The sequence below is a fragment of the Dyella sp. AD56 genome, from assembly GCF_002878475.1.
GTDB lineage: Bacteria > Pseudomonadota > Gammaproteobacteria > Xanthomonadales > Rhodanobacteraceae > Dyella.
In genome coordinates, this window is sequence record NZ_NRDP01000039.1 from 100,849 (window position 1) to 120,748 (window position 19,900).

15 protein-coding genes are annotated in these 19,900 nt (G+C 61.7%); 6 read left to right on the forward strand and 9 right to left on the reverse strand.

All coding sequences use genetic code 11. The features are described 5' to 3' along the window. Positions 1-54: 54 nt before the first annotated feature. Positions 55-3,756, forward strand: a complete 3,702-nt coding sequence (locus tag DyAD56_RS22815; protein ID WP_102305121.1) for a DUF748 domain-containing protein — start codon at positions 55-57, stop codon at positions 3,754-3,756. 181 nt (positions 3,757-3,937) lie between these two features. Next, complete coding sequence (gene kbl / locus DyAD56_RS22820) at positions 3,938-5,131, forward strand: glycine C-acetyltransferase (RefSeq protein WP_102305122.1); 1,194 nt, start codon at positions 3,938-3,940, stop codon at positions 5,129-5,131. A 94-nt stretch (positions 5,132-5,225) separates the two neighbouring features. Here kbl and DyAD56_RS22825 read toward each other — a convergent pair whose 3' ends face one another. The 4 genes from DyAD56_RS22825 to DyAD56_RS22840 all read right to left on the reverse strand — a co-directional run bounded on the left by DyAD56_RS22825 (position 5,226) and on the right by DyAD56_RS22840 (position 10,340). Next, the gene (locus DyAD56_RS22825; RefSeq protein WP_102305123.1) at positions 5,226-5,990 is read right to left on the reverse strand and encodes a pseudouridine synthase; all 765 of its coding nucleotides are present in this window, start codon (positions 5,988-5,990) and stop codon (positions 5,226-5,228) included. Positions 5,991-6,110: 120 nt separating this feature from the next. Continuing rightward, a complete protein-coding gene (locus DyAD56_RS22830; protein WP_102305124.1) occupies positions 6,111-7,208 on the reverse strand; it encodes an OmpA family protein in 1,098 nt (365 codons plus the stop codon). A gap of 355 nt (positions 7,209-7,563) precedes the next feature. Then, complete coding sequence (locus DyAD56_RS22835; RefSeq protein ID WP_102305125.1) at positions 7,564-8,679, reverse strand: OmpA family protein; 1,116 nt, start codon at positions 8,677-8,679, stop codon at positions 7,564-7,566. Positions 8,680-8,888: 209 nt separating this feature from the next. Further along, the gene (locus DyAD56_RS22840) at positions 8,889-10,340 is read right to left on the reverse strand and encodes a bifunctional 2-methylcitrate dehydratase/aconitate hydratase (RefSeq protein WP_102305126.1); all 1,452 of its coding nucleotides are present in this window, start codon (positions 10,338-10,340) and stop codon (positions 8,889-8,891) included. A 380-nt stretch (positions 10,341-10,720) separates the two neighbouring features. On the opposite strand from DyAD56_RS22840, the gene acnD reads away from it, so the two are divergent. The 4 genes from acnD (at position 10,721) to DyAD56_RS22860 (ending at position 16,152) form a co-directional block, all read left to right on the forward strand. After that, a complete protein-coding gene (gene acnD / locus DyAD56_RS22845; protein WP_102305127.1) occupies positions 10,721-13,330 on the forward strand; it encodes a Fe/S-dependent 2-methylisocitrate dehydratase AcnD in 2,610 nt (869 codons plus the stop codon). A 73-nt stretch (positions 13,331-13,403) separates the two neighbouring features. Continuing rightward, positions 13,404-14,588, forward strand: a complete 1,185-nt coding sequence (gene prpF, locus DyAD56_RS22850; RefSeq protein WP_102305128.1) for a 2-methylaconitate cis-trans isomerase PrpF — start codon at positions 13,404-13,406, stop codon at positions 14,586-14,588. Positions 14,589-14,806: 218 nt separating this feature from the next. Then, a complete protein-coding gene (locus DyAD56_RS22855) occupies positions 14,807-15,487 on the forward strand; it encodes a TerC family protein (protein WP_102305129.1) in 681 nt (226 codons plus the stop codon). 56 nt (positions 15,488-15,543) lie between these two features. Next, positions 15,544-16,152, forward strand: a complete 609-nt coding sequence (locus tag DyAD56_RS22860) for a glutathione S-transferase N-terminal domain-containing protein (RefSeq protein WP_102305130.1) — start codon at positions 15,544-15,546, stop codon at positions 16,150-16,152. A gap of 51 nt (positions 16,153-16,203) precedes the next feature. Here DyAD56_RS22860 and DyAD56_RS22865 read toward each other — a convergent pair whose 3' ends face one another. From DyAD56_RS22865 to DyAD56_RS23770, 5 genes are all read right to left on the reverse strand, one after another. Next, positions 16,204-17,670: an acetate kinase gene (locus DyAD56_RS22865; RefSeq protein ID WP_233202817.1), complete on the reverse strand. Its 1,467-nt coding sequence runs from the start codon at positions 17,668-17,670 to the stop codon at positions 16,204-16,206. Between the two features lie 108 nt (positions 17,671-17,778). Further along, positions 17,779-18,327 (reverse strand): hypothetical protein, encoded by a 549-nt coding sequence (locus DyAD56_RS22870; protein WP_102305146.1) that lies wholly within the window; start codon positions 18,325-18,327, stop codon positions 17,779-17,781. A 10-nt stretch (positions 18,328-18,337) separates the two neighbouring features. After that, a complete protein-coding gene (locus DyAD56_RS22875) occupies positions 18,338-19,018 on the reverse strand; it encodes a C39 family peptidase (protein WP_102305131.1) in 681 nt (226 codons plus the stop codon). Then, positions 19,015-19,482, reverse strand: coding sequence for a hypothetical protein (locus DyAD56_RS24415; RefSeq protein WP_233202818.1), 468 nt, complete (start codon positions 19,480-19,482; stop codon positions 19,015-19,017). Before DyAD56_RS24415 ends, DyAD56_RS22875 begins: the two co-directional genes overlap by 4 nt. 85 nt (positions 19,483-19,567) lie before the next feature. Further along, a partial coding sequence (locus tag DyAD56_RS23770; RefSeq protein WP_199179095.1) for a hypothetical protein occupies positions 19,568-19,900 on the reverse strand: 333 nt, incomplete at its 5' end.

Sequence of the window (19,900 nt, forward strand, 5' to 3'; positions counted from 1 at the left end):
TGTGTGGCCCAAGGGCCGTGCACGGTCGGCACGCGATGTCATGGGAGCATCGTGATGGCGGGCCTTTTCAGTAATCCTCGTTTGGCCGCGGGACGCGACCGCGCCCTCACCATCTATAAGTCACACCGCACGCGCAAGATCGTTCTGATCCTTGCCATCGTGGTGGTGGTGTTTGGTCTGCTCGGCTTCCTAGCCGCCCCATCCATCATCCGCAGTCAGATCGAGAAGCACGCCACGGCAGCGCTGCAACGCCCGGTCACTTTGGGCGCCGTGCACCTGAACCCGTACACGCTGCGGCTGGAGCTGGACCAACTGCACATTGCCGACCAGGACGGCAAATCACCTTTCGTCAGCATCGACCAGGCCGTCGTCAATGCGTCGTGGTCGTCGGTGTTCCGTCTGAAGCCGGTGCTGGACGAACTGTCGTTGCAAGGTCCGCGCATCCGCATCGTGCGCACGGGCGACCAGCGTTTCAATTTCAGCGACATCATCGATCGCATCAACGCTACGCCGTCGGACCCGAAAGCAGCGCCCACGCGGTTCGCCATCTCCAACATCAGCGTGCACAACGGCAACATCCAGTTCGATGATGAAACGCTGAAGACCGAACATCGCGTTGAAAACCTGGAACTGGGTATTCCGTTTATCGCCAACCTGCCCAGCGACACTGACGTGTTCGTGCAGCCGCTGCTGTCGATGAAGGTGGATGGCAGCCCGTTACGCATGGAAGGCCATACCAAGCCCTTTGCAGACAGCCGCGAATCGACCATCGATTTCCGGCTCGACCGCTTCGATCTCGCGCGCTACATGAGCTATGTGCCCGCGAAGCTGCCAGTGGCGATACCCAAGGGTCTGCTCAGCGGTGACCTCACCCTGCACTTCGTGCAAGCCAAGCCCACGCCGCAACTGCAAGTCACCGGCAAAGTGGAACTAGACGATTTCGCCCTCAACAGCAGCGACGGCCAGGCGATCCTGACACTCGGCAAGGGCACCGCGGATCTGTCCGACGTGCAACCGCTGCAATCACGCTATGCACTCGGTGTGCTCGCGCTCGACCAGGCACAGCTCTATTACACGTCCACCGCAGATGGCCATAGCAACTTCGATACGCTGACGGCGCCCCCTGCTCAACCCGCCGATACCAAGGCCCAGCCGACCGATCTGCGCATCGCCTCGATAACGCTCGCCAACAGCGCCATCCACTACGCCAATGCCACCGGCAAGATCGACCTGGGCAGCCTGCATGGCGGCATCCAGGGGCTGAGCATGCTACCCGCCCCGCCAGCGAAGCTGGACGTGGCAGCGCAATTCTTCGGTGGCGAGCTTTCCATGAAGGGCACGGTGGATCTTGCCAAGGACAAGCTTGTTGCCGCATTGGGCACTAAGCAGGTCGATTTGGCACCACTACAGGCCGCCACGTATCAGGGGCTTGCGGCCCGCCTGACCAGCGGCAAGCTGGATGCCGCCGGCCAGCTTCAGGTGGACTGGGGCAAGCCGTTCAATGTGCACCTGTCCGACGCACACACCACCGTCACCGATTTCGCGATGGAGCCGCAATTCAAGGGCCACGGTTCGCCGGTGGCCTGGAAAACGCTGGAGTCGGAGATCAAACAGATCGACCTGGCTTCGCAACAGGCACAGCTGGGTACGGTCAAGGCCAACGGCTTGGCGCTGGACGTGCAGCGCAACAGCAACAAGTACATCAGCCTTGTCGATCTGTTCGCCGCCAAGGACGCACCCAAGAAGAAGGCTGCGGACAACAGCCCGCCATGGCATTGGAGCATCGAGCACCTGACATTCGACAACGCCGCTGTTGTGTTCACCGACCTGGCCGCTGGCGGCAAGCCGGTGAAGATCAAGATCGACTCACTCAGCGGCGGTATGGACAACCTGAGCGACAAGCTCAACGAACCGCGCGAAATGAAGTTGGCTGGCAATGTCGACAAGGGCAGCTTCACGGCGAGCGGCAAGGTGCAGCCCCTGCCGACACTCGCCGATATCCAGCTCGACACCAAACGCCTGGATATCTCCACCTTCCAGCCGTACATCAGCGTGCCGCTGAACGTGACTATTTCCAGTGCGCGCATCAGCAGTAACGGTAAGGTGCACTACGACGGGCGCAGCGCAGACCCCAAGCTCACCTACAAGGGCGATGCCGCGCTAGAGCAAGTACGCGTCCAGGATAAGCTCACCGGTGACGACTTCCTGCGCTGGCGCACGCTGAGCGGCAATCAGCTCGACGTGTCCTACGGCTACGGCGTGCCACGCATGCACGTGGGCAGTTTGGTGCTCAGCTCGTTCTACGCGCGCATGATCGTCAACTCGAACGGCACCCTGAACTTGTCCGAGGTCGTGGCCAACCCCGAGGCGGCTCCGGTCTCAGTGACGCGCGGCGAGAATGAGCAGCCCGTCGCCGGAGCAACGCCGGCCCCGGCAGCGCCAGCCCCCACGCCGCCGCCCGCGCCAGCAGCCGCCTCGAAAGCGAAATCAGAAGTCGCTACGGCAACACCGGCGCCGGCCTCTTCCGCGCCGGAAGCACCTGCGGCCGACATTCGCATCGGTGGCCTCACCCTGGTCAACGGTCAGCTCAACTACACCGACAACTTCATCAAGCCCAACTACACCGCGAATATGACTAAGGTGACCGGCAAGATCGGCGCCTTTGGCACCAAGCCGGGTGATCCGCCGGCCGATCTATCCGTGCAGGCAGCGCTGAACGATGACTCGCCCATCGACATCGACGGCAGCATCAACCCGCTGCAGCCCGTGGCCTTCCTCGACATCAAGGGCAAGGCGAACGAGGTGGAGCTGACTGGAATGAGCGCGTACTCCACCAAGTACACCGGCTACCCCATCACCGCGGGCAAGCTGACGATGGACGTCCACTACATGCTGGACCAGCGCAAGCTCAACGCCGACAACCACATCTTCATCACGCAGCTGACCTTCGGTGATCGCGACGAGAGCCCTGGCGTCAAGCATCTCCCGGTGAAGCTTGCCGTGGCGCTGCTGAAGGACACGCAGGGCAACATCGACGTGAACGTGCCAGTCTCCGGTTCGCTGGACGACCCGCAATTCAGCATGGGCAGCCTGATCTGGCACGCCCTTGGCAACCTGATCGCCAAGGCTGCCACGGCCCCCTTCCGCCTGCTCGGCGCCGCGTTCGGTGGCGGCAACCACGAGGACCTGGGTTATGTGGAGTTCGATCCAGGCTCCGCCGTGCTCGACAAGAATGCGCAGGAGCGACTGGGCAAGATCGTCACCATGCTCACTCAGAAACCCGCTCTGAATCTGGACATCATCGGCCGCGTCGATCCGTCGAAGGATCAGGACGCACTGCGCAAGGTGACCGTGGACAACTTGGTCCGCCGCCAGAAGGTGCTCGACCAGGATGGCAAGAACGCCGATACCTCAGACGCCGCGCTCGCCGCAGTCAACGTGACGCCAGACGAGTACGAGAAGTACCTCAAGCGCGCGTACAAAGACGATGACTTCAAGGGCAAGCCGAAGAACTTCATCGGCCTGAAGAAGTCGCTTGAGCCCGATGACATGCGCAGCCTGATGGAAACCAACATTGCCGTCGACGATGCCGCCATGCGTGACCTTGCGCAGCGTCGTGCCACCGCGGTGCAGGCCTGGCTGAAGGGCAAGCTGGACGACAAGCGCGTCTCGGTCAAGGATCCCAAGCTGGACACCAAGGATATCGACGACAAGGGCAAGACGACGCGCGTGGAGTTTGGGTTGCATCAGGGGTGAAGCTCGGCATTCGCGGTCCAAAGCTTCATCCGGCTTACGGCGAAAACCGTGTGCCGTAGCCACTGGATTCCGGCCTTCGCCGGAATGACGAGCATGGGGCACACGACCAGCACACGGGCTTTCCTTCCCACTCAGCCCCTGAGGGGTCAAAATAGGCTTTTGACCCAGCTGGAATTTCCCCATGAGCTACCCCGGCCAGTCGCGCTTCGCCAGCGAACTCGAATCGATCCGTGAGCAGGGCCTGTTCAAGGCCGAGCGCATCATTACCTCACCGCAGTCGGCGAAGATCCGCCTCGACAGTGGTAAGGAAGTGCTCAACTTCTGCGCCAACAACTACCTCGGACTGGCCGATCACCCCGAAGTGATCCAGGCCGCGAAGGACGCGCTGGACACCCACGGCTTCGGCATGGCTTCGGTACGCTTCATCTGCGGCACGCAGGATTTGCACAAGGAGCTGGAGAAGAAGATCGCTGATTTCTTCGGCACCGAAGACACCATCCTTTACGCCGCCTGTTTCGACGCCAATGGCGGCCTGTTCGAGCCGCTACTCGGCGAAGAAGACGCCGTCATTTCCGACGCGCTCAACCACGCGTCTATCATCGACGGCATCCGTCTGTGCAAAGCCAAGCGCTTCCGTTACGCCAACTGCGACATGGCCGACCTGGAAAAGCAGCTACAGGCTGCCGAAGCCGCTGGCGCACGCACCAAGCTGATCACCACTGATGGCGCGTTCTCGATGGATGGCTTCATCGCACCGCTTGATCAGATCACCGCGCTGGCCGAGAAATACAACGCGCTCGTGCACATCGACGAATGCCATTGCACCGGTTTCCTCGGTGACACCGGCCGCGGCTCCGCTGAAGTCAACGGCGTACTGAACAAGATCAACATCATCACCGGTACGCTGGGCAAAGCACTCGGTGGTGCGCTGGGCGGCTTCACCACCGGCCCTCGCGAAGTGATCGAAATGCTGCGCCAGCGTTCGCGCCCGTACCTGTTCTCCAACTCGCTGCCGCCGCACGTGGTCGCCGCCGGCATCAAAGTGTTCGACATGCTGTCCACCGCGGGCGACCTGCGCGATCAGGTCAAGGAGAACACACGCTACTTCCGCGAGCAGATGACCAAGGCGGGCTTCGACATCAAGCCGGGCGTGCATCCCATCGTGCCGGTCATGATCTACGACGCCAAGAAGGCACAGGCCATGGCAACCGAATTGCTCGACGAAGGCATCTACGTCACCGGCTTCTTCTACCCCGTCGTGCCGCAGGGTCAGGCCCGCATTCGCACGCAGATGAGTGCAGCGCACACGCGCGAGCATCTCGACCAAGCCATTGCCGCCTTCACCAAGGTGGGCAAGAAGCTCGGCGTGATCTAAGGCTCAAGTTATCGCCTTGCCCGATGGGCAAGGCGATGTGTCTTTTATATACAGGCGCGCACAAAAAGCCGGCTCCTACTGCCTGGAGTTCGCGTTACGGCGCAGCGGCACCGAGCAAGCGAACTTCCTCTGCCGACAAATGCCGCCATTGCCCCTTGGGCAGCTCCCCCAACATCAACGGGCCGATCGCGACTCGCACGAGGCGCAGCACGTCAATGCCGTGTGCGGCTAGCAGCCGCCGAATATGCCGGTTGCGCCCTTCGTCCAACACAATCTCCAACCACGCATTCTTTTCACCTTGACGCAGCACTATCGCGCGCCGGGCGGCCAATCGCTCGCCCTCTTCCACCACGCCTTCGATCAGACGATCAAGCAGCGCTTGGTCGGGAACAGCATTGACCTGTACATGATACGTCTTGTCCACGTGATGCTTAGGCTCGGTAAGGCCTGCGGCCCACACGCTGTCATTGCTCAAGAGCAGCAAGCCCTCGCTGGCCTTGTCGAGCCGCCCTACCGGCCCTAGCCACGGCAAACCAGCGTCCTTCAACAGGTCATAGACCGTGTCGCGCCCGCGCTCATCGGCAGCGCTCACCACGAGGCCGCGTGGCTTGTTTAGCGCGATATAGACACGCTTGCTCGCGGCCACCGGCTCGTCATCGAGCAGGATTCGCTGCCGCTCCGGATCAGTGGGACGTTCGGGATCAAGCACCGGCTTGCCGTCCACCTGCACCCTTCCCTCGCGTATCGCCTTCTCCGCTTGACTACGCGAACACACACCCATCTTGCTGAGCACCCGTGCAAGACCGTGGCGCGGCGCCGATGATGCTGAAGCTCGCGATGAGGGTCGGGACGAACGCATGAGGAAACTCGGGCAACGGAGAACGACATCACGCATGGTAGGCGATCCCGCCGACGCATTCGCGCAAAAAGAAAAGCCCGGCTTGCGCCGGGCTTTTCAGTACTACTGGAACAGATCCGATTACTGCTGGACCTGGAGTTCCGTACGACGGTTCTGGGCGCGGCCAGCGTCCGTGTCGTTGGAGCCGATCGGGTCGTTCTTGCCGTGACCGATCGGACCAACCAGACGGTCAGCCGTGATGCCGTGCGCAGTCAGGTACTTGAAGACGATCGCAGCGCGACGCTCGGACAGATCCTGGTTGTAGACGTCCTTACCGACCGAGTCGGTGTAGCCGGCAACCGTGACCTTGACCTGCGGGTAACGCTGCAGGGTGTCGACAGCCTGGTCGAGGATGGCAACCGAGTCAGCGGTCGGCTCAGCCAGCGCCTTCTTGATGTCCGTCTCGCCCTTCTTCGGACGGTCGAACTTGAAGTTGACGCCGCGCAGGTCGATCACAACCTTCTGCGGGCAGCCGTCCGGACCGACGATCGTGCCTTCCGGCAGATCCGGGCACTTGTTGTCGCACAGGTTCACGCCGTTGCGGAACTGCTTGGAGCAGTCCGGAGCAACCGGAGCCACCGGAGCCGGGGCCGGAGCAGCAGCCGGCTCGCCGAAGCGGGACACGATGCTGAAGCCCAGGAACCAGTCGCCGTAGCCGTTCTTCGACGGCTGGCTCTTGTCGTCCCAGTCGTAACGGTAGCCACCTTCAACACGGAAATCGGTGCTGTCGGTGATGGTCTTCGAGATACCGCCGCCGAGTTCAGCAGCCGGCGCCCAACCCTTGTCACCCGGGTTCATGTGGTAGCTGCCCATCACGCCCACGAGAGCGTACGGACGCCATGCGTTCCAGTCGCCGTAGTAGAAGCGAGCGGCGACGCCGACGTTGTTGTTTGCCCAACGCTGGCTGTTGCCACCATCAACCGTACGCTTGGTGCGATCGAAGAACAGATCGAGCGAGGTGTACGAGTTAATGAAGCGACCAAAGCCCAGGCCGTAATAGACCTGACGGCTGTTGGTGTTGCGATCGGTGTCGTTGTAGTAACCGCCCACGGTCGGAGCGATGTACCAACGGTCATCATAGCTCGGCGTGGTAGCACCAGCGGTGCTGTCTTGCGCGTGTGCCGCACCCACGCCGCCCAGGGCCAGAGCGATCAGGAAATACAATCCCTTACGATTCATCAGGTGTCTCCTCGTTTTATTGGTATTTCGCGTCCGTTCCACCCCAGACGGAAAGCGCGTCAAAACTGACTTCTACTCCGGGACTTTTCCTATCCCGCGCTTTGCGTCCCGATCGAAGGAAGTGTCACAAGATCAAAGCGCCGCGGAGTGTAGCAAAACCGTTAAGAGCATCGCACGCGTAAATAGACGCACATGGTGAACCCCTGTTCAGGCAGCTATTGAAGGTGGCGCACAAAACCACTCAACTGCGACATTCTGTCACCACGAAACAACACCTTACTTCGCAAGGCATGCTTGTAAAAAAAGAAAAGCCCGGCTTTCGCCGGGCTTTTCTGACTTTCCGAGAATTGTCGGATTACTGCTGTACCTGCAACTCCGTACGACGATTGCGGGCGCGACCAGCATCCGTGTCGTTGGTATCGATCGGATCGTTCTTGCCGTGACCGATCGGACCTTCCAAGCGACTGGCGTCAATACCGTGCGTGGTCAGGTAGTCGTACACGATCTTCGCACGACGCTCCGACAGGCTCTGGTTGTACGCGTCCTTGCCGACCGAGTCGGTGTAACCAGCAACGGTCACGTGCACGTTCGGATAACGCTGCAGGGTGTCGACCGCCTGGTCGAGCACTGCCAGCGAATCCTTGGTCGGTTCGGCCAACGACTTCGCGATGTCCTTCTCGCCCTTCTTCGGACGATCGAACTTGAAGTTGACGCCACGCAGATCGATCACGACCTTCTGCGGGCAGCCATCCGGACCAACGATCGTACCTTCCGGCAGATCTGGGCACTTGTTGTCGCACAGGTTCACGCCGTTGCGGAACTGCTTGGAGCAGTCCGGAGCCGGCGGCGGCGGCGGCGGTGCCGGCGGAGCCGGCGGTGCGCCGATGCGTGACACGATGCTGAAGCCCAAGAACCAGTCGCCGTAACCGTTCTTGTTCGGCTGGGTCTTGTCGTCCCAGTCGTAACGATAGCCGCCTTCCACGCGGAAGTCGGAACTGTCGGTGATGGTCTTGGACACACCCACGCCCACTTCCGCGGCCGGGTCGAAGCCGTGGTCGAAGTTGTTGATGTGCTGGCTACCCATCACGCCACCCAACAGGTACGGGCGCCATGCCGTCCAGTCGAGGAAGTAATAGCGGGCGGCCACGCCGTAGGTGTTGTTCGCCCAACGACCACCGCCAGCAGATGCGTCAACGGTGCGCTTGGTGCGGTCACCGAAGAAATCCAGCGAGAAGTTAGGTGAGAAGAAGCGGCCGAAACCGATGCCGTAGTAGAACTGACGGCTATTCGTGTTGCGATCGGTATCGTTGTAATACCCACCGACAGTCGGTGCGATGTACCAGCGATCGTCGTAGGTCGGCGTTGTGGTCGGAACGGTGCTGCTGCCAGCGGCAGTATTGTCCTGTGCGTGAACGGCGCCTGCGCCGCCCAGCGCTAGGGCAATCAGGATGTACAAGCCCTTACGTTTCATCAGGTGTCTCCTCGTTTATTGGTGTACGCGTCCGTTCACCCCAGACGGGAAAAGCATCAGGCCGAGGATTCCTAATCCCGGTGAACCGCGACCTGACTTTGAACCTAGTGGTGCTTGTTTTACCCGAAACGGGCGCGGAGTAGTTTAGCAAAAGTTAAACAATTGCAAATCGACCCCAAACGCCCGTTCATTTTCTGCTCACGCCGTCTTTACAGCGTGAAGAGACCAAGAAATACCTGAACAGGCATTGCGTCCAGTCTGACCGGGTCAGTCGTGGCCTTGAGGATGGCCTTGACCTGGTGGGCCGGCAAATGACCACGCATGGCTGCCTCGAACTTCCGGAGCAGGACGGGGATACCTTCGGCACGGCGCTTGCGGTGGCCTATGGGGTAATCAACGGACACCTTATCTGTATGGGTGCCGTCCTTGAAGAAGATCTGCACCGAGTTTCCGATATATCGTTTGGCCGGATCGAAATAGTCCTTGGTGAACTGCGGGTTCTCGCTGACCACGGTCTTGTCCCGCAAAGCGTCGATGCGCGGGTCAGCAGCCACGTCGTCGTTGTAATCATCGGCGGTGAGACGACCGAAGATCAGCGGCACGGCCACCATATATTGAATGCAGTGGTCGCGATCGGCGTAGTTGGCCAGTGGGCCGGTCTTGTCGATGATGCGTATGCCCGCCTCCTGGGTCTCGATCACCACCTTTTCGACCTGATCGACCTTGCCGGCCACGGCACGGTGCAGCCTCATGGCGCACTCCACCGCCGTCTGAGCGTGGAATTCGGCCGGGAAGCTGATCTTGAACAGCACGTTTTCCATGACATAGCTGCCAAACGGGCGTTCGAATTGGAAAGCGTTGCCCTTGAAGGCCACGTCGTAATAGCCCCAGGTCTTGGCGCTCAGCGCCGACGGATAGCCGACCACGCCGCGATACACCGCATTAATAGCGTGGGTGACGGCGCGGCGGCAGGCGTCACCGGCCGCCCAGCTCTTGCGCGGCCCGGTGTTCGGGGCGTGGCGGTAGGTGCGCAGGGCCCCGTTATCGATCCAGCTGTGCGACACGGCCGTGGTGATCTGCTCCCGGGTACCGCCCAACATGGCCGTGGTGACGGCCGTGGAGGCAAGGCGGACCAGGATCACGTGATCCTGACCGACACGGTTGAAGCTGTTCTTGAGGGCATAACAGCCCTGGATCTCATGGGCCTTGATGGCATAGGTCAAGACATCCCGTACCGTCAGCGACTGGCCACCCTCGCGCTCGGCCTTGCGGCTGAGATAGTCAGCCACGGCCAGGATGGCGCCCAGGTTGTCTGACGGGTGCCCCCATTCGGCGGCCAGCCAGGTGTCGTTGAAGTCCAGCCAGCGGATCTGGGTACCGATGGCGAAAGCGGCCTGTACGGGATCCAGCTCATGGCTGGTGCCGGGCACGCGGGCTCCACCGGGCAGATTTGCCCCCGGCACAACCGGGCCGAGGTGCTTGACGCATTCAGGAAACTTCATGGCCATCATCGCCGTGGCCAGCGAGTCCAGCAGCATGTATCGGGCCGTGTCATACGCCTCGGGGGAGTCGATCTCGTAGTCAACAACGTAGTTGGCGACGTCGACCATCGGCTGATCAGGATCAGGACGCTTGGCGGAACGGATGTCATGCGCACTCATGGAAGATCTCGCGGCAACACGGAAGCCCAACATTAACGCCGTCGCCGTCAATCGCGCGCCACACCGTTTTGCTGCTGCGCATCACGACCAATGGACCGGGCGCGAATGTCGTTTCCGGTTGGGTCGCATCAGGGAGGGCGTTACAATAAGCGGCTTGATAGTGCGATTTCTCGATCGTGCCTTTGCCACAGGTGACATGTTCGCCTTGGCCGTCGGCACACGGATTTCAACTGTTGGGACACGCGTGGGCCACATCCATCCGCCCGGGTGTGCGCGGCCATAGTCCACGAGATTGTCTGCACGTGCCGATCGATCCACGGCGCATCGGCCTGAGGTCACTCGGGCGTTTATCCAGAGCATCGCTAGGGTTCTTGATACATATGAATACTGCCTACCGCCAATCCCTCCCCGGCACATCGCTGGATTACTTCGATGCGCGTGCCGCCGTGGAGGCGATTCAGCCGGGCGCCTATGACGCACTGCCCTATACCTCGCGCGTGCTCGCCGAGAACCTGGTGCGCCGTTGCGACGACGCGATCCTCACCGAGTCGCTCAAGCAAATCATCGAGCGCAAGCGCGAGCGCGATTTCCCTTGGTTCCCGGCGCGCGTGGTGTGCCATGACATCCTCGGCCAGACAGCGCTGGTGGATCTGGCTGGCCTGCGCGATGCGATCGCCGAACGCGGTGGCGACCCGGCCAAGGTGAATCCGGTAGTGCCGGTGCAGTTGATCGTCGATCACTCGTTGGCAGTGGAGTGCGGTGGTTTCGATCCGAACGCGTTCACGAAGAACCGCGCCATCGAAGATCGCCGCAACGAAGACCGCTTCCACTTCATCAACTGGACCAAGAAGGCGTTCGAGAACGTCGACGTGATCCCGCCGGGCAACGGCATCATGCATCAGATCAACCTGGAGAAGATGTCGCCGGTGATCCAGGTGCAACACGACGATCAAGGCAGGGGCATTGCCTATCCGGATACCTGCGTGGGCACCGATAGCCACACGCCGCACGTGGATGCACTGGGCGTCATCGCCATCGGTGTCGGTGGTCTTGAGGCCGAGAACGTGATGCTCGGCCGCGCGTCGTGGATGCGCCTGCCCGACATCATTGGCGTCGAACTTACCGGCAAGCGTCAACCGGGCATCACCGCCACGGACATCGTGCTCGCACTCACCGAATTCCTGCGCAAGGAGAAGGTGGTCGGCGCTTACCTGGAGTTCCGTGGCGAAGGTGCATCCAGCCTGACGCTGGGCGACCGCGCGACCATCTCCAACATGGCGCCCGAATATGGCGCCACCGCGGCGATGTTCTTCATCGATAACCAGACCCTCGACTACCTGCGCCTCACCGGCCGCAGCGATGAACAGGTCAAGCTGGTCGAAACCTATGCCAAGGTCGCCGGCCTGTGGGCCGACACGCTGGCGCATGCGCAATACGAGCGCACGCTGACGTTCGACCTGTCGTCGGTGGTGCGCAACATGGCCGGCCCTTCCAATCCGCACAAGCGCCTGCCCACCGCCGACCTCGCCGCACGCGGCATTGCCGGCGAGTGGGAAGAAAAGCCGGGCCAGATGCCGGATGGCGCGGTGATCATCGCGGCCATCACCAGTTGCACCAACACCAGCAATCCACGCAACGTGATCGCAGCCGCGCTGCTTGCGCGCAATGCGAATGCACGCGGCCTTACGCGCAAGCCATGGGTGAAGAGCTCGCTCGCTCCCGGTTCCAAGGCCGTTGAGTTGTACCTGAAGGAAGCGAACCTGCTGCCGGATCTGGAGAAGCTCGGCTTCGGCATCGTCGCGTTCGCGTGCACCACGTGCAACGGCATGTCGGGTGCATTGGATCCGAAAATCCAGCAGGAAATCACTGATCGCGACTTGTACGCCACTGCCGTACTTTCGGGTAATCGCAACTTCGACGGCCGTATCCATCCCTATGCGAAACAGGCGTTCCTCGCCTCGCCGCCGTTGGTGGTGGCGTATGCCATCGCCGGTACCATCCGTTTCGATATCGAGAAGGACGTACTCGGCATCGATACCAACGGTCAGCCGGTAACGCTCAAGGACATCTGGCCGTCGGATGAAGAAATCGACGCCATCGTGGCGTCCAGCGTAAAGCCCGAGCAGTTCCGCAAAGTCTACGATCCGATGTTTGCACGCACAGGCCACACCGGCACCAGCGCTGCACCGCTGTACGACTGGCGCGCCCAGAGCACCTATATTCGCCGTCCGCCTTACTGGGAGGGCGCCCTCGCGGGCGAGCGCACGCTCAAGGGCATGCGTCCGCTAGCGGTGCTGGGCGACAACATCACTACCGACCATCTGTCGCCGTCGAACGCGATCATGCTCGACAGCGCGGCGGGCGAATACCTCGCCAAGATGGGCCTGCCGGAAGAGGACTTCAATTCGTACGCGACCCATCGCGGTGATCACCTCACCGCGCAACGCGCCACCTTCGCCAACCCCACCCTGCTCAACGAGATGGCCGTGGTTGATGGCGAAGTGAAGAAAGGCTCGCTCGCCCGCGTGGAACCGGAAGGCAACGTGATGCGTATGTGGGAAGCCATCGAAACCTATATGCACCGCAAGCAGCCGTTGATCATCATCGCCGGCGCGGACTACGGTCAGGGTTCCTCACGCGACTGGGCAGCGAAGGGTGTGCGCCTGGCAGGTGTGGAAGCCATTGCGGCCGAAGGCTTCGAACGCATCCATCGCACCAACCTGATCGGCATGGGTGTGTTGCCGCTGGAGTTCAAGCCCGACACGAACCGCAAAACACTCGGTATCGATGGCACTGAAACCTTCGACGTAGTTGGCAAGCGCACCCCGCGCGCGGACCTTACGCTGATCATCCATCGCAAGAACGGCGAGCGCGTCGAGGTACCGGTGACGTGTCGCCTGGACACCGCCGAGGAAGTGTCGATCTACGAAGCGGGTGGCGTGCTGCAACGCTTTGCGCAGGATTTCCTCGAAGCTACGCAGACGGCTTGAGCATCTGACTTCACGAGCCCCTCTCCCATAAGAGAGAGGGCCCGCGATTGAACTGCATCGACACAGGATTTTCATGAGCCACAAACCCCAGATCCGCATCTCCGCCACGTACCTACGCGGGGGCACCAGCAAGGGCGTGTTCTTCCGCCTGCAGGATCTGCCCGAAGCGGCGCAGGTGCCCGGCGCCGTACGCGACGCGCTACTGATGCGCGTGATCGGTAGCCCCGATCCCTACGCTAAGCAGATCGACGGCATGGGCGGCGCCACGTCCAGCACCAGCAAAACGGTGATCGTGTCCAAAAGCACACACACCGACCACGACGTGGATTACCTGTTTGGCCAGGTCGCCATCGACAAGGCATTCGTCGACTGGAGCGGTAACTGCGGCAACCTATCGGCAGCGGTTGGCCCATTCGCCATCACCGGTGGTCTGGTCGACCCCGCACGCGTGCCGCATAACGGCATCGCCACGGTACGCATCTGGCAAGCCAACATCGGCAAGACGATCATCGCGTACGTGCCGATGACCGACGGCGCGGTGCAGGAAACCGGTGATTTCGAGCTGGACGGCGTGACCTTCCCCGCCGCTGAAGTGCAATTGGAGTTCATGGATCCTGCTGCCGAGGAAGACGGTGCCGGCGGCGCTATGTTCCCCACCGGAAATCTGATCGACGACCTGGACGTGCCGGGCGTTGGCACGCTCAAGGCAACCATGATCAATGCCGGCATTCCTACGATCTTCGTCGAGGCCTCCGCCATCGGCTACACCGGCACAGAGCTGCAGGATGCGATCAACAGCGATGCCAAGGCGTTGGCCATGTTCGAAACCATTCGCGCACACGGCGCGCTGCGCATGGGCCTGATCACATCGCTCGATGAGATCGCCACACGCCAACACACTCCCAAGGTGGCCTTCGTCGCCAAGCCGGCCGACTACGTCGCGTCCAGTGGCAAACCCGTGGCGGCAGGCGATATCGACCTACTCGTGCGCGCCATGTCCATGGGCAAGCTGCATCACGCCATGATGGGTACGGCGGCAGTGGCCATCGGCACGGCTGCGGCCATTCCGGGCACTCTGGTGAACCTTGCAGCCGGTGGCGGCGAACGCCAGGCGGTGCGCTTTGGCCACCCGTCGGGCACGCTGCGGGTGGGCGCCGAGGCGGCACGGGTCGACGGTACCTGGACGGTCACCAAGGCGATCATGAGCCGTAGCGCGCGCGTGCTGATGGAAGGCTGGGTGCGCGTACCTGCGGCTTGACCCAGGCGCACCACGACATCGACAATACGTAAATACTGATCCCAAAAGGGAGTAGTTCCGGGCATTGGCTTCATCGATGCTCTTGCAGTGGTCGTCATCACGAGCGGAAACCCGCTCCGGTCACTGCGGCGGTCCTGCCGCGAACGAGACTTTTGCAGTAATGACAGGCCGCGCGTGCCTGTCATTGCTGCATTTGTCTTACGCGCAGAGACTGACCCATGGAACTCACCGAATTTCTCTCCGGCCTGTTGGCCATCGTGCTGCTCGACCTGGTGCTCGCAGGCGACAACGCCATCGTGATCGCGCTGGCCGCACGCAACCTTCCCCGCCAGATCCAGAAGAAAGCCGTGCTGTGGGGCACCGTGGGTGCTGTCGCCGTGCGTCTGGTGCTCACCGGTGTGGTCGTCTATCTGCTGGAAGTGCCGGGCCTGATGTTGGTGGGCGGCCTACTGCTGCTGCCTATCGCTTGGAAGCTGTTGCAGCCCGAGGACAAACCCGCGCATGCGGTCGGCGCGGCCGGCAGCTTCTGGGTGGCCATGCGCACCATCATCGTCGCTGACGCGTTGATGGGTCTGGACAACGTGCTGGCCATCGCCGGCGCTGCGAAGGGTCATATGGTGCTGGTCATCATCGGCCTGGCGATCAGCGTGCCCTTGGTCGTGTGGGGTTCGTCGCTGATCCTGCGCCTGATCGAGCGCTTCCCGACGATCGTCTACATCGGTGCAGGCGCCATCGCGTGGACGGCAGCGCGCATGATCGCGCACGATCATTGGCTGTCGCCCTGGTTCGAGGCGAACGCATGGGCCAAGTACGTGCTTGATGCCGTGCTGGTCATCGGTGTGTGCCTTGGCGGGTGGCTGATGCAACGCCGTCGCCTGCGCGCACAAGCCACGGCTTGAGGGTAATGCGCCTGGCGGGCGACACTTCATGGATAAGACCTAACAAGGAAATCCGCATGAAGCTGTACTACCTGCCGGGCGCCTGCTCGCTCTCCGACCATATCGTCCTCGAATGGATCGGCCAGCCCTATGAAAGCCATCGCGTCGCGCGTGAGGAACTGGGTTCGCCGGCGTACCTGCAGCTCAATCCGTCAGGCATGGTCCCTGCCCTGCAGGAACCGGATGGCTGGGTGCTGACGGAGAACGTGGCCATCCTCAACTACCTTGCCGACAAGTTCCCGCTCGCCGGACTTGGTGGCGAAGGCGCGCGTGGCCGTGCCGAAGTGAACCGCTGGCTCGCCTATCTCAACTCGGACCTCCATCCGCTATTCAAGCCGGTGTTCCGTCCGGAGCGCTTCATAGACGACACAGCTGCGCAGGAAGCGCTGCGCGACAAGTCGATCCAGCGACTGCGCGCCTACTACGAGCGCATCGATACACAGTTGCACGGCCGCGACTGGCTGACCGGCACGCGCTCGTTCGCCGATCCGTACCTGTTCGTCGTGCTGCGCTGGGCCATGGGCAAGGGCGTGGATCTGTCCGGTCTCGACAACCTCGCCCGCTTCCACCGCCGCATGATGGAAGACGCTGGCGTGAAAGCCGCCATGGAGCAAGAGGGGCTCTGACCCTCATGCCAGGCACGCCAACGCCATCGTTGGCGTGCAGGTTTCCATGCTTCAGAACATCATTGGCATGCGCACGGTCACCGTCAGGTCTGGCGTGTCGCGCGTCACGCCCACACCCAGCGTAAAGTTGAGCGTGCGCTTGTCGCTGAAGCGCCATGAGCCACCGATCAGCAGCGTGCCGAGCACCGTTTTCACCGAACCCGGCACGGTCTGGTTGTTCTGCTTTGTGATGCCGACAAAGCTCTGGTCGTAACCGATGCTCATGGACGCCTTCTCGTTGAGTGACAGGCCCATGCCAATGCTGATGTCGGCCACGTCCCCCTCCTTCACCCTGCCCAGCTGTTCCGTGCCGCCCAGCAGTATCTTGCGGGACAAGTTATCGCGCGCAACGTTGTAGATGTAGCTCACGTTGCCGAAGAAGACCACCGGATCGGTCGGGTACAGCCAGGTCACGCCAGGCTGGATGGCCCAGAAACCCGATCCCGTCGGTTCCTGCAACGGCAGGCCTGTACCGGTGGCGGAAAGATCCACTTCGTTGATCACGTTCTCCACGCAACGCTGGATGCAATCGGTAGTTACCTGGAACGGATCCGTGCCCGTGCGCGACTTCACTCGCAACCAGCCGACGTAGAACGCTTTGTCCGGACCACCCACGTTGAGCTGGTAACGCAACGTCGCCTCGATGTCGCCCAGGCCGTGACCGCTGGCACCGAAGGCATTGTCGGTCGCCGAGCCGGTAAATATTTCACGGCTTATGGTGTCCTGGTGCGCGTAGACGTAGGGAACACGCACTTCGACTTCCATGCGATTGGTAATGCCATAGCGTGTGGTCAACCAGCCGGTCTGGGTCGTGTCCTTCACCTGGCGCGCATCGATCAGGCCGATCAGGATCGCCGGAATCACCGTGTAGCCGACCAGTGCGACACGATCGACCGAGGAATAGCCGAACTGGTAAGCCGGCTCGATGATCAGCTTGCCCTTCGGCGTCAGCACACCGGGCTGCTGGAAAATCTGCGCGACTTCGGGGGGCCGCGTGTCCGGCTTGGGCGCCTGTCCCACAGGCTGCTGGCCTTGCGTCTGGTCGTCGGTCGATGGTGCGTTGGCGGCTACCGCATCCCCTGCCGGCATCGGCAAGGCCGATGCACCGGGACCGCCGGCCGCAATGCTGCCAGCGCGTTGCTTGTCGAGTACATCCATGCCTACCGCATGACGCAACGCCTGATAGTCGGCTTCCTGCTGCGCGAGCGCGCGCTTCATGGAGTCGAGTTGCTCAATCTGGGCGCTGATCTGGCTACGCATCGCGTCGATGCGCTGTCCCTGCTCCGACACCGTCTTGCGCAAATCGTCAGATGAACTAGAGGGCGCCTGCGCATCCGGGGTTGCCGTTGGGGCCTGCGGCTGCACCGCTGGTGTCGGCGGAGATGACGACGCATTCTGTTGCGCCGCTACGGGTGCACCAAGCAACACCAGCCCGGCGCATCCCGACGACAAGAAGTACCGCCACGTTGTATGTCCCATCATCCTTCCCCTAGGCTTCCGACTTGGTGTCACGCAGACGAATGCGCCGCGGAACCACCCGCGGCGCCGTCGCGACCCGGAACGAAACGTGGCGGCGCCCTGCTCATCTCAGTGCACCAAAGACTGAAGTTGGGACTGCTGCAACGCCTGCTGGAAACTGGCTTCGCGGAAGGCGTTGAGCGAGTTCACCGAGGTATTGAGCGTGGTGATGGCTTGGATATTCTGGTTATTCAGCGTGTTCTGGATCACCGTGCCGCCACTGGTCGAGCCCAGCGACGAGGGATCGAACGAATTGTTGGGGCCGATCTGCGTGATCGACATGGCGTTGAGCGCGGTCGCCATCGCACCCGCCTGCATTGCGGTTATATGTGCGATGTCGGGCACGTTGAAACTGGTCTGGGTGACGAGATTGCCGTTGACGTAAACGGCGCGATCGATGCCAAACGAGGCCGTCAAACCATTGCCCATGTCGTAACCGCCGCGCATGCTTTCAAGCACGTCCTGATCGACGGGAACCCAGGCGGAAAGCCCTACCGGCGCAGCGCCGCTTACGTCGCCAGCCGTCGGTGTCCCGTCCTGCGCCCTTGCGCTCATCCCATACGCTGCGCCAACGCAGAAGAGCGAACTCAGGCAGATGACGCGGATAGCGGATCTCATCACCATACCCTCAAAGATCGTCCGGCCCTTTCTTGGGCATCACTGTGTAGAAGAGACTGTTGCGGTCGATGGCTGTATCGAGCGGCGACGGCGGCGCCACTTTCCAGTCGCTAACGCTATTAAACACAGCCTGGTTGCGGCGATTGTGGATAACGAACACTAGTCCGCTCGTCCACATCGTCATGAAACGACTCTGCGCGATCACACGAGTGCCGCGTGCCGGATCGCCAACGAGCACGCGGTCATTGCGAACCCCCTTGATCACCACGAAGTGGTGATAGCCCCTCTCATCGATCAAGACGATCGCTGGAAGTTTCTCCTCCACCAGCTTGTCGAGCGGCACGCGGAAACCATCGGCATCAAAGCCGTTGGCCCCCAGGAAACGCTTGATGTCGAGCAGGGAAAACCCTTCTTTATTTATTTTCTCGCGATCACCGTGTGAGTACATTTGCTCAAAGGCCACCTGTTCATTCATCGGGTAGCCGTACTGATACGTGAGCAACGTCGCCACGGCTGCGGAGCCGCAACTGAAATCGTACTTCTGGTGAAGCGTGGTCTTGTAGCGAGCCTCCTTGAGGCTCGTCAGGTGAATGACGTAGTTGCCATCACCGCTGACGACACCGACGGTTGCAGCATGGCTCCCCAGTGGCAGCGCCACCGAGATAACCAGTAGCGCTGCGAGCTTTTTCACGGTTTGAACTCTACGCTGATGACGGTAGCGTTCTGGATGAGCACGTTGCTTCCCGAATTCTGTATCACCGTTGGGATGCCGACCTCACCGCCGAAAGAACCACCGGTAATGACATTGGCTCCGGAAATGACATGGTCAGCGCTGTCATTGGTCACCGTGCCATTGAGGTTGGTGTTCTGCGTGACCAGCGTGCCCCCGCTCATACCGGCTAATGTCGAGTTGTCGACACCCGATCCCAGTCCTGTCGCACTGCCCGCTTCACCCTCACCTTCCACGGCCGCAACATAAACCGCGATGGGCGATGGCGCTCCATTGAGCAAATAGGCAGCGGGTATCTGCGCATCCTCCGCGCAGAGCATCGTGGGTGCGGCCATCAGACATAGCGCGATCGCGCCGGGTATTCCATTGAAAATCCGCACGGCACTATCTCCCAAGGCCTGCGTGTCGGACGTCGATGCACGCATCGCGCGCCGCGCCACCCGGGCCTTTGCAGGTGCACCCGTGCATGGCAGAGCCGAAAAGGCTCCACCATGCCGGATGCGATCTCACTCAATGCGCGAAGTTCAGGTTGGCCTGGACGTTGACGCTCTGCTGGATCAACGATGCCGCGCCACTGTTCTGCGCAAGGATCGAAACACCAGCCGCCGCCGCTGCCGAACCGTTCATCTGGTTCGACATGTCGAAAGCACCCGTGGTAGCTGAGGTCGAGCCGCCTGCGCCACCCGCACCGCCTGCGCCGCCCGAACCCGCACCACCGGTTCCACCACTGCCCGCACCACCTGCGCCACCGGTGCCTGCCGTAGCGTCAGCTGCACCACTGGTGCCGCCGGTCGCGGTCGACGAACCGCTGTAGCTGGTCGGCGAGGCCGCACCCGAACTGCC

Excerpts from the sequence above, each read along its gene's own strand:
- kbl (WP_102305122.1), top strand. The coding sequence starts at position 3,938 with ATGAGCTACCCCGGCCAGTCGCGCTTCGCCAGCGAACTCGAATCGATC.
- DyAD56_RS22860 (WP_102305130.1), top strand. The coding sequence starts at position 15,544 with ATGAAGCTGTACTACCTGCCGGGCGCCTGCTCGCTCTCCGACCATATC.
- acnD (WP_102305127.1), top strand. The coding sequence starts at position 10,721 with ATGAATACTGCCTACCGCCAATCCCTCCCCGGCACATCGCTGGATTAC.
- prpF (WP_102305128.1), top strand. The coding sequence starts at position 13,404 with ATGAGCCACAAACCCCAGATCCGCATCTCCGCCACGTACCTACGCGGG.
- DyAD56_RS24415 (WP_233202818.1), bottom strand. The coding sequence starts at position 19,482 with ATGCGTGCATCGACGTCCGACACGCAGGCCTTGGGAGATAGTGCCGTG.
- DyAD56_RS22835 (WP_102305125.1), bottom strand. The coding sequence starts at position 8,679 with ATGAAACGTAAGGGCTTGTACATCCTGATTGCCCTAGCGCTGGGCGGC.
- DyAD56_RS22840 (WP_102305126.1), bottom strand. The coding sequence starts at position 10,340 with ATGAGTGCGCATGACATCCGTTCCGCCAAGCGTCCTGATCCTGATCAG.
- DyAD56_RS22815 (WP_102305121.1), top strand. The coding sequence starts at position 55 with ATGGCGGGCCTTTTCAGTAATCCTCGTTTGGCCGCGGGACGCGACCGC.
- DyAD56_RS22830 (WP_102305124.1), bottom strand. The coding sequence starts at position 7,208 with ATGAATCGTAAGGGATTGTATTTCCTGATCGCTCTGGCCCTGGGCGGC.
- DyAD56_RS22870 (WP_102305146.1), bottom strand. The coding sequence starts at position 18,327 with ATGAGATCCGCTATCCGCGTCATCTGCCTGAGTTCGCTCTTCTGCGTT.
- DyAD56_RS22865 (WP_233202817.1), bottom strand. The coding sequence starts at position 17,670 with ATGGGACATACAACGTGGCGGTACTTCTTGTCGTCGGGATGCGCCGGG.
- DyAD56_RS22855 (WP_102305129.1), top strand. The coding sequence starts at position 14,807 with ATGGAACTCACCGAATTTCTCTCCGGCCTGTTGGCCATCGTGCTGCTC.
- DyAD56_RS22825 (WP_102305123.1), bottom strand. The coding sequence starts at position 5,990 with ATGCGTTCGTCCCGACCCTCATCGCGAGCTTCAGCATCATCGGCGCCG.